Source organism: Lelliottia jeotgali (assembly GCF_977070485.1).
Genome location: NZ_CDRVFO010000014.1, coordinates 1 through 24,547, shown reverse-complemented (window position 1 = coordinate 24,547; position 24,547 = coordinate 1). Strand labels below are relative to the sequence as shown.

23 protein-coding genes and 1 tRNA gene are annotated in these 24,547 nt (G+C 57.6%); 7 read left to right on the top strand and 17 right to left on the bottom strand.

Going from position 1 to position 24,547, the window contains the following annotated elements:
• Positions 1 to 93 precede the first annotated feature (93 nt).
• The 3 genes from aguA to ACW4TB_RS19785 all read left to right on the top strand — a co-directional run bounded on the left by aguA (position 94) and on the right by ACW4TB_RS19785 (position 3,327).
• A complete protein-coding gene (gene aguA, locus ACW4TB_RS19795; protein WP_012316699.1) occupies positions 94 to 1,200 on the top strand; it encodes an agmatine deiminase in 1,107 nt (368 codons plus the stop codon).
• A gap of 180 nt (positions 1,201 to 1,380) precedes the next feature.
• A complete protein-coding gene (locus tag ACW4TB_RS19790) occupies positions 1,381 to 1,578 on the top strand; it encodes a hypothetical protein (RefSeq protein ID WP_012316698.1) in 198 nt (65 codons plus the stop codon).
• Between the two features lie 432 nt (positions 1,579 to 2,010).
• Positions 2,011 to 3,327 (top strand): OprD family porin, encoded by a 1,317-nt coding sequence (locus ACW4TB_RS19785; protein ID WP_455843061.1) that lies wholly within the window; start codon positions 2,011 to 2,013, stop codon positions 3,325 to 3,327.
• Positions 3,328 to 3,476: 149 nt separating this feature from the next.
• Here ACW4TB_RS19785 and ACW4TB_RS19780 read toward each other — a convergent pair whose 3' ends face one another.
• On the bottom strand, positions 3,477 to 5,138 hold the full coding sequence (locus tag ACW4TB_RS19780) for an FMN-binding glutamate synthase family protein (RefSeq protein ID WP_279933741.1): 1,662 nt from the start codon (positions 5,136 to 5,138) through the stop codon (positions 3,477 to 3,479).
• Between the two features lie 242 nt (positions 5,139 to 5,380).
• Here ACW4TB_RS19780 and ACW4TB_RS19775 point away from each other — a divergent pair, with 242 nt between their 5' ends.
• Positions 5,381 to 5,833 carry a DUF2442 domain-containing protein gene (locus ACW4TB_RS19775; protein ID WP_279933742.1) on the top strand — a complete coding sequence of 151 codons (453 nt, stop codon included), beginning with the start codon at positions 5,381 to 5,383 and terminating at the stop codon, positions 5,831 to 5,833.
• A gap of 594 nt (positions 5,834 to 6,427) precedes the next feature.
• Here ACW4TB_RS19775 and ACW4TB_RS19770 read toward each other — a convergent pair.
• The 11 genes from ACW4TB_RS19770 to ACW4TB_RS19720 all read right to left on the bottom strand — a co-directional run bounded on the left by ACW4TB_RS19770 (position 6,428) and on the right by ACW4TB_RS19720 (position 16,730).
• A complete protein-coding gene (locus ACW4TB_RS19770; RefSeq protein WP_279933743.1) occupies positions 6,428 to 6,790 on the bottom strand; it encodes a hypothetical protein in 363 nt (120 codons plus the stop codon).
• Positions 6,790 to 7,038 (bottom strand): hypothetical protein, encoded by a 249-nt coding sequence (locus ACW4TB_RS19765; protein ID WP_279933744.1) that lies wholly within the window; start codon positions 7,036 to 7,038, stop codon positions 6,790 to 6,792. The genes ACW4TB_RS19770 and ACW4TB_RS19765 overlap by 1 nt, the downstream gene beginning before the upstream one ends.
• Positions 7,031 to 7,258: a hypothetical protein gene (locus tag ACW4TB_RS19760; protein ID WP_279933745.1), complete on the bottom strand. Its 228-nt coding sequence runs from the start codon at positions 7,256 to 7,258 to the stop codon at positions 7,031 to 7,033. The genes ACW4TB_RS19765 and ACW4TB_RS19760 overlap by 8 nt, the downstream gene beginning before the upstream one ends.
• A 13-nt stretch (positions 7,259 to 7,271) precedes the next feature.
• On the bottom strand, positions 7,272 to 8,087 hold the full coding sequence (locus ACW4TB_RS19755) for an ATP-binding protein (RefSeq protein WP_279933746.1): 816 nt from the start codon (positions 8,085 to 8,087) through the stop codon (positions 7,272 to 7,274).
• Positions 8,088 to 8,116: 29 nt separating this feature from the next.
• Complete coding sequence (locus ACW4TB_RS19750) at positions 8,117 to 10,027, bottom strand: UvrD-helicase domain-containing protein (protein ID WP_279933747.1); 1,911 nt, start codon at positions 10,025 to 10,027, stop codon at positions 8,117 to 8,119.
• Complete coding sequence (locus tag ACW4TB_RS19745; RefSeq protein ID WP_279933748.1) at positions 10,017 to 12,320, bottom strand: AAA family ATPase; 2,304 nt, start codon at positions 12,318 to 12,320, stop codon at positions 10,017 to 10,019. Before ACW4TB_RS19745 ends, ACW4TB_RS19750 begins: the two co-directional genes overlap by 11 nt.
• Before the next feature lie 317 nt (positions 12,321 to 12,637).
• The gene (locus ACW4TB_RS19740) at positions 12,638 to 12,913 is read right to left on the bottom strand and encodes a hypothetical protein (RefSeq protein WP_279933749.1); all 276 of its coding nucleotides are present in this window, start codon (positions 12,911 to 12,913) and stop codon (positions 12,638 to 12,640) included.
• The gene (locus ACW4TB_RS19735; RefSeq protein ID WP_279933750.1) at positions 12,910 to 13,890 is read right to left on the bottom strand and encodes an integrase domain-containing protein; all 981 of its coding nucleotides are present in this window, start codon (positions 13,888 to 13,890) and stop codon (positions 12,910 to 12,912) included. The genes ACW4TB_RS19740 and ACW4TB_RS19735 overlap by 4 nt, the downstream gene beginning before the upstream one ends.
• A 928-nt stretch (positions 13,891 to 14,818) precedes the next feature.
• Positions 14,819 to 16,138: a tyrosine-type recombinase/integrase gene (locus ACW4TB_RS19730; RefSeq protein WP_279933751.1), complete on the bottom strand. Its 1,320-nt coding sequence runs from the start codon at positions 16,136 to 16,138 to the stop codon at positions 14,819 to 14,821.
• 163 nt (positions 16,139 to 16,301) lie between these two features.
• Positions 16,302 to 16,377 (bottom strand) — tRNA-Thr (locus ACW4TB_RS19725).
• Positions 16,378 to 16,475: 98 nt separating this feature from the next.
• The gene (locus ACW4TB_RS19720; protein WP_039604502.1) at positions 16,476 to 16,730 is read right to left on the bottom strand and encodes a hypothetical protein; all 255 of its coding nucleotides are present in this window, start codon (positions 16,728 to 16,730) and stop codon (positions 16,476 to 16,478) included.
• A gap of 547 nt (positions 16,731 to 17,277) precedes the next feature.
• Here ACW4TB_RS19720 and ACW4TB_RS19715 point away from each other — a divergent pair.
• Both ACW4TB_RS19715 and ACW4TB_RS19710 read left to right on the top strand, forming a co-directional pair.
• Entirely contained in the window at positions 17,278 to 17,559 is a 282-nt protein-coding gene (locus ACW4TB_RS19715) for a hypothetical protein (protein WP_254466761.1), read from the top strand.
• A complete protein-coding gene (locus tag ACW4TB_RS19710; protein WP_279933752.1) occupies positions 17,549 to 17,821 on the top strand; it encodes a DUF3077 domain-containing protein in 273 nt (90 codons plus the stop codon). Before ACW4TB_RS19715 ends, ACW4TB_RS19710 begins: the two co-directional genes overlap by 11 nt.
• Before the next feature lie 284 nt (positions 17,822 to 18,105).
• On the opposite strand, the gene ACW4TB_RS19705 is transcribed toward ACW4TB_RS19710, so the two are convergent.
• The 5 genes from ACW4TB_RS19705 to ACW4TB_RS19685 all read right to left on the bottom strand — a co-directional run bounded on the left by ACW4TB_RS19705 (position 18,106) and on the right by ACW4TB_RS19685 (position 22,371).
• Positions 18,106 to 19,311 (bottom strand): methyltransferase, encoded by a 1,206-nt coding sequence (locus tag ACW4TB_RS19705; protein WP_279933753.1) that lies wholly within the window; start codon positions 19,309 to 19,311, stop codon positions 18,106 to 18,108.
• Between the two features lie 85 nt (positions 19,312 to 19,396).
• Positions 19,397 to 20,086: an ABC transporter permease gene (locus ACW4TB_RS19700; protein ID WP_012316687.1), complete on the bottom strand. Its 690-nt coding sequence runs from the start codon at positions 20,084 to 20,086 to the stop codon at positions 19,397 to 19,399.
• A complete protein-coding gene (locus tag ACW4TB_RS19695; protein ID WP_012316686.1) occupies positions 20,083 to 20,778 on the bottom strand; it encodes an ABC transporter permease in 696 nt (231 codons plus the stop codon). Before ACW4TB_RS19695 ends, ACW4TB_RS19700 begins: the two co-directional genes overlap by 4 nt.
• A gap of 55 nt (positions 20,779 to 20,833) precedes the next feature.
• A complete protein-coding gene (locus ACW4TB_RS19690; protein ID WP_115273105.1) occupies positions 20,834 to 21,586 on the bottom strand; it encodes an ABC transporter substrate-binding protein in 753 nt (250 codons plus the stop codon).
• 11 nt (positions 21,587 to 21,597) lie between these two features.
• Positions 21,598 to 22,371 (bottom strand): ABC transporter ATP-binding protein, encoded by a 774-nt coding sequence (locus ACW4TB_RS19685; RefSeq protein ID WP_012316684.1) that lies wholly within the window; start codon positions 22,369 to 22,371, stop codon positions 21,598 to 21,600.
• Positions 22,372 to 23,011: 640 nt separating this feature from the next.
• On the opposite strand from ACW4TB_RS19685, the gene gabP reads away from it, so the two are divergent.
• Complete coding sequence (gene gabP, locus ACW4TB_RS19680) at positions 23,012 to 24,397, top strand: GABA permease (protein WP_279933754.1); 1,386 nt, start codon at positions 23,012 to 23,014, stop codon at positions 24,395 to 24,397.
• The last annotated feature ends 150 nt before the right edge of the window (positions 24,398 to 24,547 follow it).

The window sequence follows — 24,547 nt, the reverse complement described above, 5'->3', positions numbered from 1 at the left end:
TCAGCGTTTTCATCCTTTTAATGCCGATATATATCGGTTATAAAATCGGCATCCAAATTGACCATCGGCCTAGGGCCTTTGCAGAGGTTACCCATGAAAACCCTCAACTCCACCCCCCGCGCCGACGGTTTCCACATGCCCGCCGAATGGGCGCCGCAAAGCCAGGTGTGGATGGTCTGGCCCGAGCGTTCGGACAACTGGCGCCTGGGAGGCAAGCCTGCCCAGGCTGCCCACGTCACCCTGGCCAAGGCCATCGCCCGCTTCGAGCCGGTTACCGTTGCTGTTTCTGCCGGCCAGTACGAAAACGCCCGTCGGCAGCTCGACCTGCCCAACATCCGTGTGGTGGAAATCAGCAACGACGACGCCTGGGTGCGTGATACCGGCCCGACCTTCGTCATCAACGATTCGGGCGAAGTGCGCGGTGTGGATTGGGGCTTCAACGCCTGGGGCGGCTTTGACGGCGGCCTGTACGCGCCGTGGAACCGCGATGAGGAGTTGGCAGCCAAGGTGCTGGAGATGGAGCGTTGCCAGCGCTATCAGACCGAAGGCTTCGTGCTTGAGGGCGGCTCGATCCATGTGGATGGTGAGGGCACCCTGATCACTACCGAAGAATGCCTGCTCAACCGCAACCGCAACCCGCACCTGAACCGTGAGCAGATTGAAGAGATCCTGCGTGAGCACCTGGCGGTTGAGACCATCGTCTGGCTGCCCGATGGCCTGTACAACGACGAAACCGACGGCCACGTGGACAACTTCTGCTGTTACGTTAGCCCAGGCGAAGTGTTACTGGCCTGGACCGATGATTCCAACGACCCCAACTATGCGCGCTGCCATGCCGCCTATGAGGTGCTGAAAAACAGCCGCGATGCCAAAGGCCGCGAGTTTGTGGTGCACAAGATGCCCATTCCTGGCCCGCTGTTCGCCACTGAAGAAGAGTGCGCCGGCGTCGATCACGTGGTCGGTAGCCAGGAGCGAGACCCGTCGGTACGCCTGGCCGGGTCCTACGTGAACTTCCTGATCGTCAACGGCGGCATCATCGCGCCAAGCTTCAATGACCCGGCAGATGCCCAGGCCAGAGCCATTCTGGCCAAAGTCTTCCCGGACCACGAAGTGGTGATGATCCCCGGGCGTGAACTGCTGCTGGGGGGTGGCAACATCCACTGCCTGACTCAGCAGCAACCGGCGCCGGTCAAGCGCTGAAGCAACGCTGCAGAAAAAGCCCGTCGCCTGACGGGTTTTTTTTGGCCGCGACGTCCGGCATGTCGAAATGGCATATGTTTTGTATTGTTTTCAGGGAGTTAACTCAGCAGTACGGTCACTCCGTTCTGTAACAATCAAGACGTAGATTAGCCGCTCACGGGGTAAGGAGTACGTGTAGACATGAACACAGCAAGTGAGACGGCTTTGCGCCCATCGGCAGTAAATCACCAAGCGCTGAAAACCTTGGCACATTGGTTGAAACACCATGGAAGCAATCGGGTCAGGACGACCGACCCACGACGTTTGCTGGATGGCCGCTACCCGCAGGGCCTGATCAGCGATGCGGAGCTGGAAGCGCTGCTGGGCGTGTGGCACTGAACAGGGCAGGAGCCCGCACCACCCTTGAGAAACGCCACCGCATTTGCGGTGGCGTTTTCATTTCTGGGGGCCAAGGCCGGGCCTGTAACACTTAATCCCAGAATTGCCCTACGCGACAAAGCGATTTATCCAGCCAAAGACAAAATGCCCGCTGATAGCGCGAACATGCAAGGAAATGCCCTGTTCGATCGCATTATTTTGGTTATATCGACCTGCATTTCACGAGTTTTTGACATTTGTAATCGCACGCGGCTAGGATTCGGCCAACGCCTGCTGGCCATGACCTGGCCATGCTGCTGCACAAGGCCCGCCACACAACCACCGGCGGGCCTTTCAGTTCGGATCCGCATAGCGTCGAACCTACGAAGGGGCGTTGGTTCCTGGCGTCATATTGCAGAGCGTTTTTGATTACGAAATAAGGAAAACAAGATGTTGAAAACCAGGATCAGCCTGGTCGCTTTGGCGATGATCGCCGCGACCCAGGCCCAGGCCAACGAGCAGGCCGAGAGCAAGGGCTTTATCGAAGACAGCCACGCAAACGTTCTTCTGCGTAACGCTTACATCAACCGTGACAAGAAACACGGTACCGATGACCAGATCGAATGGGGCCAGGCGGCAATCGCCAACTTCTCCTCCGGCTTCACCCAAGGCACCGTGGGCGTGGGCGTTGACGCGTTCGGCCTGTATGCCGTACGCCTGGACGGCGGCAAGGGCCACAATGGTGGCGCTGGCGTTGACTTCTTCAAGCCAGGAAACACCAAGAACGCCGACGGCAACGCCAGCGGCCCGCATGACCTGGCCCGTGCCGGCGCGGCTGTGAAGTTCCGCATCTCCAACACCGTGCTCAAGTACGGTGACCAGATGCCGTCCCTGCCAGTGCTGCAGTACGATGATGGCCGACTGCTGCCAGAAAGCTTCACCGGTACCCTGATCACCTCCAAGGAAATCCAGGGCCTTGAGCTGAACGCCGGCCGCTTCACCCAAGAAGCGCGCAAGAGCGCCGAGCGTCGTGACGGTGGCGGCCTGAAGTCGATCAACGTCTTCGGCGGCAGCTACAAGTTCACCGACAACTTCACCGCTTCGCTGTACACCGCAGACAACGAAGACGTGATGAAGAAGCACTACCTGGGCCTGAACTACGTCTTCCCGATCGCCAACGACCAGTCCCTGACCCTGGACTTCAACGGCTACAAGTCGGACATCGACAAGCAGTACGTCCAGGCCGCCGGCCTGAACGGCGACTCCAACACCATCTGGAGTCTGGCCGCTACCTACGCCTATGGTGCACACTCGTTCACCCTCGCGCACCAGCGCAGCACCGGCAGCACCGGCTACAACTACGGCTGGTACCAGAACGAAGGTGGCGTGGGTGACGGTGGTTCGACCATCTACCTGGCCAACTCCTACTGGTCCGACTTCAACGCCGAAGACGAGCGTTCCTGGCAGCTGGGCTACGGCCTGGACTTCGGTGCCTACGGCATCCCGGGCCTGACCTACAAGTTGGCCTACGTGGTGGGTGACAACATCAACACCCGCAACAACGCTAACCCGCAAGGTTTCGGCGAAGGCAAAGAGCGCGAGATCTTCAACCAGATCCGCTACGTCGTCCAGGACGGCCCGGCCAAGGACCTGTCGATCAAGCTGCGCAGCTCGTTCCTTCGCACCAACAACGCTGTACAGCAAAACGGCTACAACGACGACGGCAACGAAGTCCGCGTATTCGTCGAGTACCCGATCAGCATCTTCTGATACTGATCTGGCAGAGGGCTGCCTCGCAGCCCGTTCGCCGGCAAGCCGGCTTCCACTGGGTTTTGAGCTGAGCTTGAGAGCAGCGGGGTACCTGTGGGAGCCGGCTTGCCGGCGATGAGGCCGGTGCAGATGCCCGGCAATTCTGCCCTTCAAGCAGGCTCTGCTTCTTTTGTGCGAGCCGTTTTCGTTATAACCACTTCCCCCGTCTCCGGTGCAAAGCTGTCGCTGCGCGCCATCCGCCACATCCGCGCATAGAACTCGCTTTCGATCGAGCCGCTGAGCAATTCGCCGGGCTTGAGGAACTGATGCAAATCCGAAAACAGGCTGATCTCGCTGGTGCTGATACGCCGTGCCAGGTGCTTGGGCTTGAGCTCCGACGGGTGCTCCAGGCCGGCGGCCGCCAGCATCTCGGCCAGGGCATGGAGGGTGTTGCGGTGGAAGCTGGCGACCCGCTCGGCCTTGTCCGGCACCACCAGCGCACGCTGGCGCAACGGGTCCTGGGTGGCCACACCTGTCGGGCACTTGTTGGTATGGCAGCTCTGCGACTGGATGCAACCGATGGCGAACATGAAACCGCGCGCCGAGTTGACCCAGTCGGCGCCGAGGGCAAGCACGCTGGCGATATCGAAGGCGCTGACGATCTTGCCCGCCGCACCGATGCGGATGCTCGAGCGCAGGTTCAGGCCTACCAAGGTGTTGTGCACGAACATCAGCCCTTCACGCATGGGCACGCCCATGTTGTCGCTGAACTCGCGCGGCGCCGCGCCGGTGCCGCCTTCCTTGCCGTCGACGACGATGAAATCCGGCGTGATGCCGGTGGCCAGCATGGCCTTGGCGATGCCCATGAATTCCCACGGGTGGCCCAGGCAGAACTTGAAGCCCACGGGTTTGCCACCGGACAGCTCACGCAGTTGAGCGACGAAGTGCAGCAGCTCCAGCGGCGTGCGAAAGGCACTGTGCGCCGCCGGTGAGATGCAGTCCTCGCCCACACGCACGCCACGGGTGGCGGCGATTTCAGCGCTGACCTTGTGCCCTGGCAGAATGCCGCCGTGGCCGGGCTTGGCGCCCTGGCTGAGCTTGATCTCGATCATCTTCACCTGCGGGTCGCGGGCCTGGGCGGCGAAGCGCTGCGGGTCGAAGCGACCTTGCTCGGTACGGCAGCCGAAGTAACCACTGCCGATTTCCCAAATCAGATCGCCGCCATGCTCACGGTGGTAAGGGCTGATGCTGCCTTCACCGGTGTCATGGGCAAAGCGGCCCATGCGCGCGCCCCGGTTCAGCGCGGCGATGGCGTTGGCGCTGAGTGCGCCAAAGCTCATGGCCGAAATATTGAAGATCGACGCCGAGTAGGGCACCCGGCACTGCGGCCCGCCAATGGCGATACGGAACGAGGCAGGGTCCGGGGTTGCCACCGGCACCATCGAATGGCTGATGAATTCGAAGCCGGGTTTATAGGCATCGTTGAGAGTGCCGAAGGCTTTCTCGGCGCTTTCGTTCTTGGCCCGGGCGTAGACCAGCGACCGTTGCGAACGGGAGAAGGGCAGCTTGTCGTCATCGCCTTCTATCAGATACTGGCGGATCTCCGGGCGGATGGTTTCGATCAGGTAGCGGATGTTGCCCAGGATCGGGTAGTTGCGCCGTACTGCGTGATGGCTCTGGCGCAGGTCGTTCAGGCCAACCAGGCTGAGCAGGGCGGTGATCACCGTCAGCGGCCAGAGCCAGGTGAGCGTGGCAAGCAGGGGAAGGCTGGCACAGGTGAAAATCAGGCAGATGGCCAGGCAGGCGTAACGGCTGGGTAGAGAGTGTTTCATGGGTCCATCGCAGGCAGGATGACCGGGGCAAGGATAGGGAAACTGGGCGCGCGGAAAACCATGGCAATTGGTAAAACACTGTTACCTGATGACGGGCTGTGGTGTGGCTTTGTGCACGATTCCTGGAATTAAATGGACTCTGGGTTGAGAGTGACGGGCGCAGCGCCTCGTCGCACCTGTTCAAGGTATCGACCACCTATCGCCGGCTAGGCCCAGGCCGATCTTTTGAAGGAGTGGATGAAATGGCATCGATGAAACGTCCGCGCCTGCGGGCTGTTCAAGCACGGCCCGGCGCACGGCTGGAGCTGACTTTTACCAATGGCCAGCGATTCGACTTGGATATGAGTGACGCGCTTGCCGCGTATCCCGGCTTGGCACCTCTTGCCAAGCGTGAGGCGTTCCAAGGTGCTGTATTGGGTGACGGGGGCTGGTCAGTGGAATGGCCTGCGCTGGATATTCAAATCGGTGCAGACACCTTGTTGCTGGACGCCCTTGCCCAGACAGCGCCGGATGACAACACGCGGATTTTCATCCGCTGGCGCCTGCGGCATCGGATGACGCTCGACCAAGCTGCCGAAGCACTGGGCGTTAGCGCACGTAGCATCAGCCGATATAGCAGTGGTCGAGAAGCTGTGCCGCGTACATTGGCGTTGGCCTGTTTGGGCTGGGAAACGTTGGGGCAGAAGGTTGCCTGAGCTTGTCGGGGCAGACCCGTTCTGGACTGCGAAAACAAAAAAGGCCCACCTTACGGTGAGCCTTTTTTGATACTGCGAATGGGCACCAGGAGTCGAAAAGTTGTATAACTATATGTGGCGCAATGTTTTTAATTGAATGGTTTTGAGTTCTACCCCTAAAACTATCCTGGGCGCTTACCGCTCGATTGAAAACTTTTATGGGTTGGTTTGACTGGTAATGATTTTTTCGGTGTTCTGTTTGAGAGTTTGTGAGATTTATTTTTGTATAATCAAATTGTCGAGCGTAACTGGTTAAGTTGGCGATTTTTTTGTGCGTGAGTTGCCTTGTGGTGTCGTTTTAAGCGGAGTGTGGATCTGAATCGCACAAATCTCGTGGTGATTAAGCCGAGCTAAAAGTAGCGTCGGCTTAAGTTTTTACTAGATATTTGGTACCCATCCATTACGTTCTGCCAGTACTTGCCACTCCGGCTTTCCAGTTGGGATTAAGTCAGAGCAGTATTTTACAAGGTCTTGTATCGGGTGTTCTTGTGCATTAATTAGCTTCCCACTGTTCTAGATTTCTAATCTCTTGGGGTTTCAGTTTTTATGAGTTGCTTAACTATATGATAGATAAATGTTCTCACTGGATTTTAGTTGTTGGTATATGAATGTTAATTCTTTGATGTATGAAAAGCTTTCCCTGATTTCTTTCACGGTCGGACTGTTATCCAATTGTTTGAAGATTGAAAGGAGTACCTCTTGCCGTTCATCTTCAACCATTTCAAGTAGAGATCTGCGGTTTTTGTCAGTGAGCTCTGTGGCGTTAACTTCATGCTTTTCTCCCTCGACAGTTAGGGAAACATCTTCGTACTTAACCTTACTTGATAGCCCGATTTTTGCTAGTCGCTCGTAACAAAAATCCGAAACGGAAATTGTTGTCTGTTCATTCTTGTTGTCAAAAAATGTAATATCTAACATTATTCGGTTTCCTTCTTCTCTTTTGTCTCTAGCTCTTTTTTAATGGTTTCCCTTAGCCGGTCTATTTCAGCTGGCTCAACACCCTCGTATAACGTAACACCTCCTCGATCGAGAATTGCCTTTGTTTTGTCGGAGGCCTTGGCTTGGATTATGAGAATGCCTACCGTCCCTTTATCAACAATATCTTGTGCTTGAGATGGGAAAATGTTTTTCTTTGTTTTAACTTCTCCGAAATCGTCGTCACTCATCTGTTTCTTCTCCTGAGTGCTTGTACTGTCCTAGGTATAAATCTAGTGCCGCAATTAATTCAGATTTTTTGTCTGCTGGGTAAATAAAATCCCCCCTAGGATCATTGTTGACGGAAGGAGTGACACTAATTCCATGAAGTTGGCCTATCTCAACGACAAGCTTGATAGCATCTCTATGTTCTTCAAGTTTTTTTATCATTTTATCTTCGTCAGTAGACAACGCGGTTACCTCCTTATTTCTGCCTTTGTTTTAGGGTGATTTCATGAAAGGTCTGAGCTTCTTGGAATTCTTTAATGTCTAGATTTCCTTCGGTGCTTGAGGTTATGTTTCGCATGTAAGCTCTAGAAATAATGGATTTTATTTCTCCAAGAGTATATTTTTTCTCTAGATATGATTTGTATATCTGGTTGGTTGCGGTGTCGTCAATTTTTATGTCGGCAATTTCGCACATTTGCAGGAAGGCACGTTTGAATTGCTTGTTGTCTAAAACTATATTGAAGTCTTCTTTGAAGTAAAATCTTCTTAGAATGGACGTGTCAATGCTTTCTTTAATGTTGGTGGTGGCGAATACGATATATTTATATATGTCTTTGGTTCTTACAAGTTCGTCTATTATTGTATTGAATGTTAGTAAGATTCGCTTTATGCTTTCGTTATCGTTTTGATGTCGACTAATTGTGAATGAGTCTACTTCATCCATAACTAAAAAGCAGTGAGAGTTGTTGTCTTCTATTTCTCTTTGTATGGCGTTGAAATACTCTCTCAAATTGGAGGACGATTCGCCAAAGTTATGTGAAATTAACTCGTCAATGTTCAATCTTTTTAAATCTATATTGTGATCTTTTTTTAATCTTTGATAGATAGCGGTTGCGGCCGAGCTTTTGCCTGTGCCAGGGTATCCGTCCAGTAAGAATGTTGGATATATTGATAGTAGCGAAAATTTTTCAATTCTATCGTTTTCGATATCCAAGAATGCTTTGCAGTACGTGTAGATTTGGTCTAGTTTTCCTTCCAAGCCATACAGATTTTCAAATGGATTTTGATTCATATGCTTCTCAATTAAATCCTGGTTTGAAATTACAGTCTCTCGATTTCTTCCGCAGTGAACCAATTGTTACGCAGCGCCGCGGCAATAAGCGCTTCCGGATCCTTCGTATAAGCCACCAATGCCAAGCTTTTTTGTGCACGAGTACATGTCACATATAGTAAGCGCCGTGTACGAGCGGTAGCATCCTCGGCCGTCTCTGCAGTAGGTGTACGGCTACCCCCTGTCACTGGAGTCGCTTCGAATAGTTTGTCGTAAGAAAACAGAAAGCCGCGGGCATCACTATCGTCGAGGATCACCAGGACGCGTTCAAATTCCAGCCCTTTCACGCCCTGATGTGTACCCAGGGGACCTTTATCACTTACGTACTCCGCGAACGGGATCGACTGCCTATACGGAGTCTCCAAGAATGCTCGCCAAGCCTCCAGGCTGGCTGGTGACCTCTCTTCTGGCGCTTGCTCTTCTCCCGGCTCGCTCTCTTCGTCGGCCAGATCGATGTCGCTCTCTTCAACTCCATCGGCAACAAAGGGGCGTAGAGCATCAGGAATTTCGAATAAACGATGTTTTGCGACGCACTCCAGCACAGCTAGAAACTTTGTTTCCTGATGGCCCGTATCCAGGGCAATGAGTGCATCTACAGCGTCGCGGATTGGTAGTAGCGGATCATCAGTATGAGCGAGCCGCGCGATAGCTATGCGCTGAAGAAGGGGCGACGTAGCACGCAAATGCGCCATCACTGCGAAGCCATCCCCCATACGCGCGGCGGCAATAAGCGGGGCGACCCGATCGGTGAATAATCTGAGCCCGGCGAGGTCCCCAGTGCGCAGTCCTGTCGAAAGGCGTGAGTCTTGGTTGAGCGCTTGAAACATTTCCAGAAAGCCACGTCGTGATGCTGCCATGTGATGCTCGAGCGTCAGGGCTTTTACCGCCCCTTCTTCAAGCCACTCGAGGTCGTTGCACAAATCGGCCATTCGGTCACGCACGCGTCGCTCAAGGGCGGGCTTATCATGAACATCGTTGGGAGATACAAAAAGGCGGACAACACCGATTTCGCTGTCTTCGCGGGCAACCTGGTGTTTGCCATCAACCGGCTCCCGGAGGACGTTTCCGAGGGCGATCACGCGTTGGGGGGAGCGATGGTTAAGGAGCTTAGCCGGACGTGCCCAGTCAGCGGGGACCAAACGTTCAAGCTCAGGGTGACCATCTAGGAAAATGCGTTGCATGGTATCGCCGAATAGGCCGATCGCAAATTTTCCCTTGTGCGCGGAAGCCAGAGCAAAGAAGGCTTCCATCAGTCCTTTATTCGTATCCTGGCTCTCGTCTACAAGCAAGAAGGGGTATCTGTTGACTAAGATCGCCTGCATCGATGGCTTGGTTTCGATAAACGCAGCGGTGATTTTTAGCACCTCAGAGTGAGATAACGAATCCTGCCCGAAGTTGTCACCGTTGGGGCTATAGGTAAACCGCCGAGGGACACTAAGCCATTCAATTCGCTTCATCGTGGATGCGATGGCTCTCTCGCGGTCTAACGCGGCCTTTGTGCCAGGACGCCCCTTTGCCTGCTTCTCGTGTAAGTCGGCCAGTTCGGCCGGAAGTCTGCTAAGAAGCCACGCCTGGATATCACTATGGTAGGACTCAATATGGCGCCAGCAGAAACTATGGATCGTCGATATAGGAAACAGTGGATCCTCTCCGACGCGTTCGGCGATTTCGTCGGCCGCGACATTCGTATAGGTAATCACTGCGATCTTCTTGCCTGCCCGCCGGAAGGTCGCACCATAATCCTCGCGGAAGGTGTCGAGCGCCCTTTTCAGAGAGCGCGTCTTACCAGACCCTGCCCCGGCGTAAAGAAAGAAGCTCTGAGGGGCGGCGGGATTCAAGCAAGCCCGGATTAGCGCATCAGCGCTCTCATCGAAGTCTGGCGCTACCTTTTCAATTATCATCTCGGTCCTCAGCTCCCTGCATTTCGCTCTGAGCGATGTCCTTACCGACTGCCCCTTCAAACCATCTGAGACCGGCCGCGATATAGCTTGGCGGTTTGAGCGCTTTGGGGTCTTCTAGCATGAGGCAGTCGAGCGCGAACGCTGCTTTCTCGGCCGTTTTCAACAATTCAAAAAGCTCATCCTCAAGGTCATCTCCGGACAGATCCTGAGCGACAATGCCGCGAACCTTAGCCGAAGTGATCGAGCCTTCGATTTTTCCAGCAACCGCTAAGTTCTCCAAAATCAAGGCGTCTTCAAAGGTCCGCGGAATGATGAGATTGCCGTCTTCAGCAGCCCCCTTTACTTTGACTGGCTTTTGATAGGCGACATAAAGCTCATAGTCGCCGCCAGCCTTTGAGATGTGCCCATCGGGCGGTAACGCGACGAGCTCATCAATGAGTTTTTTCCTAGGGTGCCACTCTTTGAGGACTGAGTTTGCGGTTTGCTGAGCTTTGCCCTGTTCGGGGCGAGATGACTTCCAGCGAGTTGTTTCTCGCTTATTTTTGTCAACAATCTTTATCGCGGAAGTCGCATCTAAATCGCCAATGATCAGGGTTGCGATACCGAGCGCGTCGACCAGATTGCGGAAGCTGTGCACGTGACTTCCGCCTAGCTCGAGCAGCGTAACGTAGCGCCGCGAGAGTTCAGGGAAATGATGGCGGATAAAATGAGGCACCAGAATGCGCTCTGCCTGCCCCTCGACGAAGATGACACCGTCTGCGAAAAAAAGATCGCAGTGAGTCGCCTTGAGGTAACGTTTTACGAAGCGCTTTGTCTCGTCCCCGTCACCGAATATGTAGGATAGGTTTGCCACAGTGGTGGTCGGCGTCTCCCCCATACTCGCCGCCGGCCGGCGCCGAAAATAGCGCAAATTTGCGAAGTCCGCTTCGTGCGCGACGTGGCTTGAGTGCGTGCTGACGATCAGTTGAGTGCAATAATTTTCAGCAGTACCGAGATCAGTGTGCTTTCTGAGCAGGTCATAAGCTTTATTAATGAAGACTTGCTGGACTTGTGCATGTAGATGGGCTTCGGGTTCCTCTACGAGTACGAGATGCAGTGGCTGTATCTCGTGTGACACGTCGGTGCCCTCGACAATGCCTGCCTTTTCTACACGCATCCACTCATCGCGGAAGCCCATCAACATGAACACCATGGCGATCAGGTTCTGGTAACCGAGCCCTGAATAGTCCTCGGGTAGTTTGAGAGTGTTGGTGCCGTCTCCTGAGGGATCCGCAACCTGATACTGCACGGACGATCCGTGCTTGAGCCCATCCGTACCCCTAAGAAGCGTGGATATTTTGAGCTTGGGGTTACTCATGCCGGGATAACCCAGATCCTCCAGCTCTTGAAAGGCAGAAGAAAAGCCTTCCTCAAGTCGCGCGTCAAAGCTGCGCTCAGCCGCTTGAATTGCACCGAGCGCTTCGTAGTCCTTATCCGAAGGTGTCTTCGACGGGTCGAGATGGCGATCGTAATAGGAGCGTAACTGGTCCGACAGGCGACGTTTGAACCGACGATTGTTCGCCTCCCCTTTGTCGTCACTCCCGTCGTTGCTGGTAGCGTCGGCAAAGTCGCGCTGCGCGGCGATTTCATCAATCTTGATGAGTTTTTTGAAAGGCGGATGCTCGAAAGCAAGTGCGCTGGCGGGGAGCGTTTGTGGCGTCGCTAGACCGCTTCTTCCAGGCGGAGCAACAGCCGCAGGATCAAGAGGGTAGGCTAAGAGCTCAAGGTGTGCCTGTAGCCGGCGCTCAAGGAAGTCAGTGAGATTGCGGGGCCAGACCGCAATTTTGATCGACTCACCGCTCGGCCCAACGATAGCGGCGTCCCGCGCCGCACCACGTTGCGCAATATACTCGCTCCTTAGGTTTTCAAGATTTTTTATTCGAAACGCAAGTCGAACCCCCAGCAGCCCGCCGGACCAATCTAACGTTGGTAGGATATCGACGACATACTGGATCTCGCGAAGCGGAACATCAAGCCAGACATCCAACGAAGGAAGGAGCGAATCCAGGTCTACGGTGGGCGCCGTACCGACCTCCCACTCGCTGCCCAGTAGATCGATCTTGGTCCAGTTGGCAATCGTAACGTCGCGAAGCACCAAGCGCTTTGGCGATAGTAGGAAGATGCGCAGCGCCAACATCGCAGAGGTCTTTCCGCTGTTGTTGGCACCGACCAAAATCGTCGTATTTTTATCAAAATCGAGATGGGTAGACTTCAGCTTTCGAAAATTAGACAGCTCCACGAACTTGATTCGCATAGCACCTCCCGTGTGCCTTGGCTCTATCGAAGACGAGCGTAGTATGTATCTGGTGCGTCCCATCTACCCGAAGATCGGTCAGAATAATGCCTCTAGGAACTCCATTTCCAGCTCTACCGAGGGTAAGCGAGGTAGAAAATAAACTGGTCATTCGGTAATTTGCGCATGCACGATCTGACAGACGTTTACGCGACGACCTGATGTTTTGGCATCAGGGGTACCTCCATCTTGTCGCGTGCCTCTTCTCTATCGACAGGTGGTGACGTCCGCTTGTGGCCCGATCGCTGTCGGTCCTGACCATTAGCACCAGGTCCCACTCAGAGATTGAAAACCCATGACTTTTCTAGACGTCGAGCGAGCAGCCGGACCGTTAGCATGTAATAGTACCGTGTCTCCTCACTGCGGTGGCTTAAGCGATGCTCGAGAAACCAAGCCACATGCTTTCTCTGCCAACCCCAAGGCGTTTCTCGCTGCCAGCGCTCTGCAATTTCAGCCTGGACGATTTTCGCTTGGCGCACATGACGCTGTCGGGTTGCGTGCGAGCCGGTCAGCACTCCAGCCAAGAACAGTTGCATGTCGAATTGCTTACTCATCTTCGCCCACCGATGTAGGCAGCGACTACGTCAATCCGTCCATGGCCAAGCTCATGGCTGATCTGCCTCCGGGTCTCACGATCTAGATACCGATCTACCTGGCAATATTGGCCGCTGTTAATAGGCGCAGGGTATTGGGTGATTTGCTCATAGCGCTCACATGCGTAGGCTGCTCGTAGCTCATGGAAGCCTTGCAGATTGTGTGCATGCAGTATGTCCCGCGCAGGGCGGATGATTTCTCGTAGAACATTCAGGTAGCTTTCGTGTGGAGCAATCAGGTTGTGGCTACCTGCAGGTGTCGCCTGCAGTGCAACCCTAAGTGCACGTCGGACATTTTCGTCCACTGCGATCCAACGTGGCGCCGAAGCGCCGGCGCGGCCGCCCTTGGTGCCGTCTTGAATGTTAATCCTCCCTAGGTCGTTAGCCTCGCGGTTTAGCCGTGGCAGGTCAGCCAAGATGGCCTCACGCAAGCGCATGCCGGTGGCTCGCGCCAATAGAACGATCGCGGCAGCGCGTGGGTGATGATGACGGCATAGCGCATCGGCGATCTGCTTAGCCTGTTCGCGGTCTTGGCCTTGCGGCACCGACAGTCGAACTCCAGTGCGCTGCATTCCCAGCGCCTTGCTCGGACTGTGCAACTTCACGCACTGATCACCGCGAAGCGCCGCCATGGTCCTGTTAACGCTAGATAGCCGATTTTGTGCGGTGCTGATGGCGAGATCACCGCGCCCAACCAGGTCACGCAGATACGCCGCATAGTCGGTCAACACCTTCCGATCAATCTGTCGCGTATCATTGAAACCGGGGCCCTGATCGGAGCGGCACCACTTCTCGAATGCCTGCCACCGATCACAGTGTGCCTTGACCGTGCCGTAGTGGCCGCCGCCGAACATGTCTTTCAACGCCTGCGGCCCTGCGTAGCTCAGTTGCCTGCCGTAACCGAAATTGCGGCCATTGCGTCTACCTACCAATGCCATGTCGATCACCTCATCTACCGTTCTCCGATCCTCGCCCCACGTCATCCCGTCAAGAATGTTGAGTGTTATCAGGGATCAAGGCCCCTGCGACCTGTGGGGAATGTCCACTACGCGGGACTGGCGGCTCCTTACGACCGGGAGCAAGGGCATCTCATGATCTGGCCTCCTGAGCACCGTTACCGGTGGGCGGGTGGAGGCTGCATTGGCTGACGAGACCAGTGCCTGAAGATCCTGAGCCGGGTGAACGCAGCGGTGCGATGACCGGGGCATGCCTGACTGTCAGTCCGGTGCAGTCCATTCCCTGGTCTGCGGCACCATCATCTGCAGCGCTGTTGCTGATGACATCGGCGTTTGTCACGTCGATTGTCACGAGTGAAGTTGCCGCAAAGCCTATTGCGATGAGGGCTGCAGCAGTGTCAGGAGCGCCCGTCTCTTTCCGGTGAAAGAGACGGGCGCAGATTGGCGCACGTAAAATGGCCAAGCGGATAGGTTGCTGCTGAGCAGATGGGTAGGGTGGTTGCCGCAGGGGCAACGATATTGAGTTGGCATCCATCACATGGGTAGTGACCGTACGAGCTGCCGGACGCGAATCGTACTTGCGGGTGAGCCACCGCGGGAGCGGCGTGACCTTTAAGGTTCGGGTCACCTGGGGTGCTGTCATCGACAGCTCTTGCCACTCCCGGTCTACGCTTGTGGACAATATTCGTCAAGCAGCGCGATATCAGGGATTTAGCGCCTGTGGATAAAACTATCCCCCGGTGGACATCAGTGGTTTTCCACAGACGTAAGCTGTGCCAGCAGTTTTTTCTTAGGTATGGTCCTTTCAAACGGGGCGGCTTTGCAGCCCCGTTTGAAAGGACCCGCGCGGAGGAGCTTCATGCGGTGCTGTGGGTAACTTCACAGCGAATTGAGGTGGTGGTGCGGCGGTTTACTCGGTCCTCTTGGCACTGCGAAGGCGCGTGACGTTCTCGCCCGTCTGCTTGGCAAACTCATGCGGCGTCACATGGTCCTCGCAGTTCGCCTCCAGAAACCGGCTCCACCAGGTCATGATCATCCGGCGCTCTTCGAGGAACTCGGCCTTGTGGGTATAAGCTGCCCGGACGTTGTTGCGTTCCTTGTGGCTCATCTGCCGCTCGATGGCCGTCTCTGACCACAGCCCGGACTCGACCAGCGCACTGCACGCCATGGCTCGAAACCCGTGCCCGCAGATATCCACCTTGGTGTCGTAGCCCATCGCCCTGAGCGCGGCATTCACCGTGTTCTCGGACATCGGTTTCCACGGCTTGGCATCCCCCGCGAACACCAGCTCGAACTTGCCGGTGATCGCGTGGATCTGCTCAAGCAAGGCCACAGCCTGTGGCGATAAGGGTACAACGTGGATGTCACCGGCCATCTTCGTACCCCTTGTGGAGAAGGGCACTCCGTCCAGCGCCGGGCGGGTGTCGGGGATTTCCCAGATTCCGCGATTGAGGTCGAACTCGTTCCAGCGGGCGAAGCGCAGTTCACTGGAGCGTACGAATACGTGCAAAGACAGCATCACCGTGAGGCGCGTGAGCGGGCGACCTTTGTAGTCCTCGATGCATGCCAGTAGCTCTGGCAGCCGCGATAAGGGTAGTGCGGGTCTGTGAGTGACCCGTGGTGTCTTGATCGAGCCATCGAGGTCGTGAGCCGGATTCGCCGTGATCAGCCGCAGCCGTTTGGCCTCGCGCATGATGCTTTGCAGGTAGTTCTTGATCCTGAGCGCCACGTCGATGGTGCCGCGCTTCGTCACGGCTTCCAGTGGCTGCATGAGGTCGTGGGTGTCCAACTCAACGATTGCTCTGGCACCGATTAAAGGGAACACGTGGGTCTTCAATCGGCTGAGTACAGTCTTGGCGTGGCCGGGCGCCCACTTGGGCACCATGCTCGCGTGCCAGTCGAGCGCAACGCTTTCGAAGGTCCGGCCGTTGATCACGGCCTGAGTCTTGGTTTGTTGTTTGTACTGGATAGGATCTATGCCGTTGGCGAGCTGCTGCTTGATCTCGAAGCGCTTGCGGCGTGCGTCGCCGAGCCCGACCACCGGGTAGCTGCCGAGGGCGGTCAGGCCTTCGCGGCCATCGGGTTTCACGTACCTGAGCCGCCAGCCTTTGCGGCCGTTGGGTTGCACAAGCAGGTAAAGACCGTCGCCGTCGAAGAGCTTGTACTCGCGCTCTCTGGGCTTTGCCGTGCGACAGGGGGTGTCTGTAAGCGGGGCAGTGGTGCGGGCCATAAGGGTAGTCTCCGATATCGAAACGGACCTCTATCCTTAAAACTACCCTTATTAGCGCTGGCTACCCTCGGAATCCGACGGAACGCCAAAACGAAAAAACCCGCCAGAAGGCGGGTTTTTCGGGGGTTCCAGAGACTTTGAAAGCTTTCTATGGAACCTTGAATGGTGCCGGCACCAGGAATCGAACCCGGGACCTACTGATTACAAGTCAGTTGCTCTACCATCTGAGCTATACCGGCAATGGGGCGTCATTATAACGATCGGTTGGCGCCTGTAAACCACTTCCTTGCGATTGTTTGAAAATGACCTAAGTCACCGGCTTAAAAGGAGAAATTTCCTACCAGCCGCGGTGGATGGTGTTGACGTTTGGTTCGGTCTTGGCGGGGTTGAAGAACAGCTTGTCGTTGTCGCAGCCACGCTTGCGGCAGGGGCTTTCTACGCGAAGGGGCAAGCCGTTGTCGCCGCCCAGCTGCATGCCGGGGGTGTTCCAGTCCAGGTTGCTGGTGTGCTGTGGCGTGGTGCCGCTGCCATTGGAGCAGGCAGTCAGGGCCAGGGAGAGGGTCAGCAGGGCAAGGGATTTGGCGTGGGGCACGATGTCTAGGTCCGTTAGTCCATGTCGGTTCTGGCGCAACGCCAGACGGTCGCGGGGCTGGCGGGGCAGCGCGCGACGTAGCTTTTTAATGATTTGGGGGGCGGATCATACACCGTTGGGCCGGGCTCGCGGTGGATCTGCTTCGCATTGTGATGACTGTGCAGACGTCTTCGCGGGTAAACCCGCTCCCAAAGTTGCGGTGGTGCTCTTTCGCTCGGAGCGCAGTTGTAAGGTATTTCTGAATCTGAAACCAAATGCTTCAGTAACGGAGCACTTGGGAATTATCCTACGCAGCTTGCCGAAGCTTCACTGTTGGCGGGGAAGTGCCCCAGGGATACCGTTCCTGGGTCGCCAATACCCTGGTGACCGGGTGTGAGAAACCCGTTGTGGAGCTACTTGGCTAGCCTGTTATGGCGGTCGTACGCGGGCAGACTTCGGTCTGGCCGAGCTTTGTAGCTCCCTCGGTTTTCTCACCCCGCGTATGACTGCCACCTAGATCTGTGAGAAAGATCCGCGTGGCGGTTTCCAACTCAACGGAGCTGCTGCCATGAAGAAAATCGTTCCAGACCCACCTCGTCCTCTCATCTCCACCCCTTACTTCACCATCCACAGCGACATCTCCCCTCCCGACGCCATCGCCCACGCCGGCCAGCTTTTGCGTGTCGTAGTCGAAACCCTGGACGACCACTGCCGTGACCACGCAGGCGAGCCCGGCCTGAACCTGCTGGCAAACGCCAACCATGCGGCGTATTCGGCCTATGTGCTGATCCAGCATGCGAAGGGGCGTTTGGACGATGCGCAGGATGGGAGTCGTTCACATGAGTCTTGAAAAAAAGCCTGTCACCACAGCCGGTATCGAGACGTTTCTCGAAGTCGGCAACCCGCCCGTGAATCTCTTGCGCGTACAACCCGGCATCCCTGCGGACGACGCCTACGAACAGGTTTCGATATTGCTGGGCTACATCAAGCATCTGGTGCGCGAAGGCGATATGGAAGATGACCACAAGCTTCTGGGCGCCGCCGATTACCTCAGCGTGTTGGCCAAGGCACTGATGAACGATATCGAAATGGCGAAGAACAAGTTGCACTGAGTTGGAACGCACCTGTGGGGGCCGGGAAGCCGGCGCCCACAATCAGGCAGCGGCCGCACCAATCCAGCGCTGTTTGCCTAATCGAATTTTTGTTTATGCACAAGAGGCATCAGCCACTCGCGCGAAAGGCGTGCCGATACGACGCACCGCTGGTCTTTGCGCAAAGGCCTGTTTTTACTGGGGTTGCAGCGGCAGCGGGAATAAGCCGAACGTTTGAAATAACGCTTGGATCCAAACATTCATCACAAGCTTGTTCACAGACTTATCCACAGGTTGTGCTGTGCCTAACGGTCGCGCTCGGCAAGCAGCAGCAGGTTGCGTGGGGTGAGTGGATAATCGCAAAACGTGCCCAGGCGTACGGCGTAGCCGTGCTCTTCAAGAAACAGTGCGCGGTCGAGCACCAGCCACATTTCCAGTGGCCTTCTGAACAGGTTGCGTACCCGTTCCAGGTTGCGCACCTGGGCAAGGCGCTGCCAGCCCTCTGCTTCCAAGGCGTCCCAGTCGGGGTTGATGGTCAGTTCCAGCTCGCGCAGTTCGGCCAGATCGCGGCAGTACTGCTCGAAAGGTTTGGCCAGCCAGGCAACTGGCAACGAGGGTGTGGGCAGGTATTCATCACGCTGGCGCTGGCGGCGCTGCAGCAGGTCGAAGCCCAGGCGCCTGGCCATGGAGCAGTCGCGCTGGTGGCGAACCCGGGCGCCGGCGGTCACGGTTTCGCTCAGCGGCAGGCCTAGGTCGAGGAGCGACAGCTGCAGCGCCGAGCGCTGCGCAGCTGTGGATAACGGCTGGTACTGCTCGCCCTGGATGCGGTTGTAGCAGCAGGGCGCCACGGCGAGATGGCGGCAGCCTTGCTCACTGGCCACGCGCAGCAAGTGCACATGCAGGTCGCCGCAGGCATGCAGGGCCACCACGCTCTTGTCGCTGCCCAGGTGGCGGCGGCTGTCCGCTGCCATGACATCCTGTTGCACGTGGGTTGCCGGCAGCTGGTGGTGGTCGCTCAGGGCTTGGCCGGCGCTGACCAGTTGGGCGTCGTACTCCAGGCAGGTCAACTGCTGGCCGGGCTGCAGCAGGCGGCGGCCGAGGTAGCCTTTGCCTGAGCACCAGTCCAGCCAGTGGTGGGTCTGCGTGCGAAAGTTCAGGCGGCGGCTGAAGGCCTCGATCTGCTGCCACTTACGGCCCGGCACGTTGACGTCCAGGCGGTGTGCGGCGGGGGGCAGGCCGGTGTCGGGCAGCTCGCCCAGGGCGCTGAGCTGTTGGGCTTGCCGGGCAAGGTGTGGAAAAGGTGCGGGCACGCCCTGCGGGTCAAGGTCGGCTTCGGCATCGCTCAGGCTGCATTGGCGCAGGTGGGCGGACAGTGCGGGGTGTTCGGCTTCCCAGTCCAGGCGCAGGGTGGTGAAGGGCCTGGGTTTCCACAGCTGCTGGTGCTCGGTCAGGAACTGGTCGAGGGCCAGGAAGCGTTCGCGTAGTTGGTGGCTGTGGAGGAAAGGGGGCATGGGGCTTGGCACTGGTTGAGGTGAAGGGCCCCACCGCCATCAAGCCGGCTTGACGGCGGTGGGTTGCAGAGCAGCCCGTGGGGTTTTAACGCCCTTGGCAGGCATCCACCCGCAACCAGCGCTCCAGCAGCTTGAAGCCTTGCACCAGCAGGAACGAGATCACCAGGTAGAACACCCCGGCAGCGAAGAAGATCTCCACCGGCAGGTAGGTACGGGCAATGATGGTCCGTGCCATGCCGGTCAGCTCCAGCAGGGTCACCGTGCTGGCCAGGGCGCTGGCCTTGAGCATCAGGATCACTTCGTTGCTGTAGGCCGGCAGGCCGATGCGCGCAGCGCGGGGCAGCATGATGTAGAACAGCGTCTTGCCACGGGACATGCCCAGCGCTCGCGCCGCTTCAATTTCACCCTTGGGGATCGACTGCAGCGCGCCGCGCAGGATCTCGGCGATGTAGGCCGCAGTGTGCAGGGTCATGGTCAGCACCGTGCACCAGAACGGATCGCGCAGGTAGGGCCAGAGGCTGCTCGAACGCACTGCGTCGAACTGCGCCAGGCCGTAGTAGACCAGGAACAGCTGCACCAGCAGGGGTGTGCCGCGGAAGAAGAAGATGTAGCTGAAGGGCAGGGCGCGCACGTACCAGTGCCGCGACGAGCGGGCGATACCCAGCGGGATCGCCAGGATCAGCCCGGCAACGACCGCGATGGCTACCAGCTCCAGGGTCAGGGTGGCACCCTGGGCCAGGCGCGGCAGCCACTTGATGATCACTTCCCAGTTCATTGTTCGGCCCTCGCAAAGCCGCGAGCGGCGCGTTTTTCCATGAAGTGCATGCCGGTCATGGCGACCACGGTCAGGCCCAGGTAGATGCAGGCCGCGACCATGTAGAAGGTGAACGGCTCTTTGGTCACGGTCACGCCGATCTGCGCGTGGCGCATGATTTCTTCCAGGCCGATCACCGACACCAGGGCGGTGTCCTTCATCAGGATCATGAACAGGTTGCCAAGGCCCGGCAGGGCGATGCGCCACATTTGCGGGAGGATGATCCGCGACAGGATGCGCGCTTTGGACAGGCCCAGCGCCAGGCCGGCTTCACGGTGGCCCTTGGGGATCGCGAGGATGGCGCCACGGAATACTTCAGTGGCGTAGGCGCCGAAGCACAGGCCCAGGGCGATCACGCCGGCGGCGAAGGCACTGAGTTCCAGGCCAGGCATGTTGAGGGCTTCGCCGAGGCTGTTCATCAGGCCGACGGTGCCGAAATAGATAAGCAGAACCCATAGCAGCTCGGGCACGCCGCGAACCAGGGTCGAGTAGAAGCCGCCAAGCCATTGCAGTGGCTTGAGCGGGGAGGTTTTGGCCAGGGCGCCGAGCAGGCCCAGGACCAGCCCCAGCAGCAAGGCGCAAAGCGCCAGTTTTACGGTCATCAGGGTGCCAGCCGCCAGGGCCGGACCGAATCCGTGCAGGTCGATATTCATGGGCAGGGTCGTTCTAGGGACCGGCGCGCCGCAAGGGCGCGCTGGTCGGGGCGAATCATTCGATGCTGAATGGGAAGTACTTGTCGTTGATCTTCTTGTACGTTCCGTCAGCCTTGATTTCTGCCAGGGCTTTGTTCAGCTTCTCGCGCAGCGGGTCACCCTTGCGTACGGCGATGCCGATCTTGTCGCTGTCGACCACAGGTTCGCCTTTGAACTCGAAGTTCATGCCGTCCTTGCTCTTGAGCCACTCGTACTGCACGTACTTGTCGGCCAGGATGCCGTCCACTCGGCCAGAGATCAGGTCGAGGTAGGCGTTTTCCTGGGTGTCGTACAGCTTGATGTCGATGTCGCTGCCGTAGGTGTCTTCCAGCCAGGTACCGGCCAGGGTGGCGCGCTGGGTGCCGATGATCTTGCCTTTGAGGTAGCTCGCGTCGGTCTTGAAGTCGACGTTCTTCGGCGCGATGAACTGCAGCTTGTTGGAGTAGTACGGGTCGGTGAAGTCGACAGCCTGCTTACGCTCGTCGGTGATCGACAGCGACGACACCAGGAAGTCGAACTTCTTGGCGTTGAGGGCCGGGATGATGCCGTCCCAGTCGGAGGTGACGACCGAGCATTCGACTTTCATCTTGGCGCACAGGGCGTCGCCGATGTCTTTGTCAAAGCCGACCACGTTACCGCTGGCGTCCTTGTTGTTGAACGGCGGGTAGGCCGCCTCGATACCCATGCGCAGTTTTTCTGCAGCCATGGCGTTGGCCGAAAACACCAGCGTGGCGGCAGCTGCCAGGAGGAATTTCTTGTAAGTCTGCATGTGTTGCTCCGTTAGCGGTGGCTGGACATGAATTGCTTGCAACGCGCCGAGGTCGGGTTTTCGAAGACCTGCTGCGGCGATCCTTGCTCTTCAACCAGGCCCTGGTGCAGGAAAACCACTTCACTGGACACCTGGCGGGCAAAGTTCATCTCGTGCGTCACCAGCAGCATGGTACGGCCTTCTTCGGCCAGTGCGCGGATAACGTTAAGCACTTCCTGGACCATTTCCGGATCGAGCGCCGAGGTTGGCTCATCGAACAGAATGACTTTAGGCCGCATGGCCAGGGTGCGGGCGATGGCAGCACGCTGCTGCTGGCCACCGGAAAGCTGGGCGGGGTAGCTGTGGCGCTTGTCGTAGATGCCGACCTTGTTCAGCAGCGCTTCGGCGGCTTCGGTGGCTTCGGCCTTGCTCTGGCCGAGCACGCGGCGTGGCGCCTCGATGATGTTGTCGAGGATCGACATGTGCGGCCACAGGTTGAAATTCTGGAAGACGAAGCCGATCTCGCTGCGCAGGCGATTGATCTGGCGGTTGTCGGCAGCGATCAGGTCGCCGTTCTTGGCGGCCTTGAGCTTGAGAGCCTCACCGGCAACCAGGATTTCGCCCTGGTGCGGGTTTTCCAACAGGTTGATGCAGCGCAGCAGGGTGGACTTGCCGGAGCCGGACGATCCCAGAATGGAGATCACGTCACCGTCACGCGCGGTCAGCGAAATGCCCTTGAGAATTTCCTGGTCGCCGTAGCGTTTGTGCAGGTTGCGGATTTCCAGCGCGGGCGTGGCCTGGGCCATGTGCGGTCCTCATGTGTTCGGGTGCGTTCCCAGCTGTTGGCGGCCTTCCTGGCGTGCGCCAAGCTAGCATAGCGGCATCAGGGCGGCCAACAGGGTCGCAAGGGGCTTTGGGCAATGCTGGGGCAGTTTGTCGCATCGCTGCAGCGCAACGTCGCGCAGATGTCCGCGAGGGTCTCGCCCAGCTCCATAGCCTTGATGAAAAAAGGCGCGATGGTGCCAGCTTTGGGCAGCACTGGGAAGCGCTTTTGGGCCATTTGCGGCTAAAGGCGCTGTCGCTGGCGAGTATTCGGGGTTACCCGACAACAGGCCCATCCAAGTGAAGGGTTGTACCACAGGGTTGCACTTTGATGCCTTGCAACAGTGCAAAGGTGTTACCGAGGAGCACCTTTGGTGCGATTGTAAGTGGGTATTTCTGTAATCTGGCCTTTGCTATGGCTTTTGATGGCCTTTCGGTCAGGGCTTGGCCGAATGCCCTGCAAGCCGCTTGTTTTGCGGCCTGCCAACTTCGGCTGATGAATGTATGGGATAGGTGGCCCGCTTATTGCCCTATGCAAACCGCCGATTGCAGCGACGCCTAAATCAACCCCCGGGCGCGCTTTTACTGACAGTCGGGCGGTCCACTCCTTACAAAGGTAGTTTTATGAGCGGTAACAATTCCAATGACCTCGCTCAGGGGCTCAAACAACGGCATGTGACCATGCTGTCCATTGCTGGCGTTATCGGCGCCGGCCTGTTCGTCGGCTCCGGCCACGCCATCGCGGCTGCAGGCCCTGCCGTGCTGCTGGCCTACGCCGCTGCCGGTACCCTGGTAGTGCTGGTGATGCGCATGCTGGGTGAAATGGCGATCGCCTCGCCGGATACCGGTTCGTTCTCCACCTACGCCGACCGCGCCATTGGCCGCTGGGCCGGTTTCACCATCGGCTGGCTGTACTGGTGGTTCTGGGTGCTGGTGATCCCGCTGGAGGCCAACGCCGCTGCCGCAATCCTGCATGCCTGGTTCCCCGCCGTCGACCTCTGGGCCTTCTCCCTGCTGATCACCTTGGCGCTGACCCTGACCAACCTGTGCAGTGTGAAGAACTACGGTGAGTTCGAGTTCTGGTTCGCTCTGCTCAAGGTGCTGGCGATCATCGGTTTCATCGTCGTTGGCTGTATCGCCATGTTCGGCCTGATGCCGAGCAGCCAGGTGAGCGGTGCCAGCCACCTGTTCGACACCCAGGGCTTCATGCCCAATGGCCTGGGCGCCGTGCTGGCGGCCATGCTGACCACCATGTTCTCGTTCATGGGTACCGAGATCGTCACCATCGCTGCTGCCGAATCGAAAGACCCAGGCAAGCAGATCAGCCGTGCCACCAACTCGGTGATCTGGCGTATCTGCCTGTTCTACCTGGTATCGATCTTCCTGGTCGTGGCCCTGGTGCCGTGGAACGACCCGGCGCTGGCCGAGACCGGCTCGTACCAGACCGTGCTCAGCCGCATCGGCGTGCCGAATGCCAAGCTGATCGTCGACATCGTGGTGTTGATCGCTGTAACCAGCTGCCTGAACTCGGCGCTGTACACCTCGTCGCGCATGCTGTTCTCGCTGAGCAAGCGCGGTGATGCCCCGGCTATCGCACAGCGCACCACCAAGGCTGCGACCCCGCATGTAGCCGTGTTGCTGTCCACCGCGGCGGCGTTCCTGTGTGTGTTCGCCAACTACGTGGCGCCTGCCCAGGTATTCGAGTTCCTGCTGGCAAGCTCTGGCGCCATCGCGCTGCTGGTTTACCTGGTGATCGCCATTTCGCAGCTGCGCATGCGTAGCCAGCGTGAAGCGCGCGGTGAAAAGATCGACTTTAAGATGTGGCTGTTCCCGGGCCTGACCTGGGCGAGCATTGCCTTCATCGTTGCCGTGCTGGTGGTGATGGCGCTGCGTGAGGACCACCGTGCGGAGATCATCGCGACGGCGCTGCTGAGCATTGGGGTGGTGGCGGCTGGCTTGCTGGTGCATCGTAAGCGCCAGGCTGCCGGGCGGGTGGCGCTGGATAACTGATCCGCGCTGGCTGCAATGAAAAGGCCGCGCCCTGTGAAGGGTGCGGCCTTTTTTGTTTGCCTGGTCTGGCCCTATCGCCGGCAAGCCGGCTTGTATGGTAGGACTCGAAGGGGTGGGTGGGACCTAAAGCCGGCTTCTGACTGTTCGCAG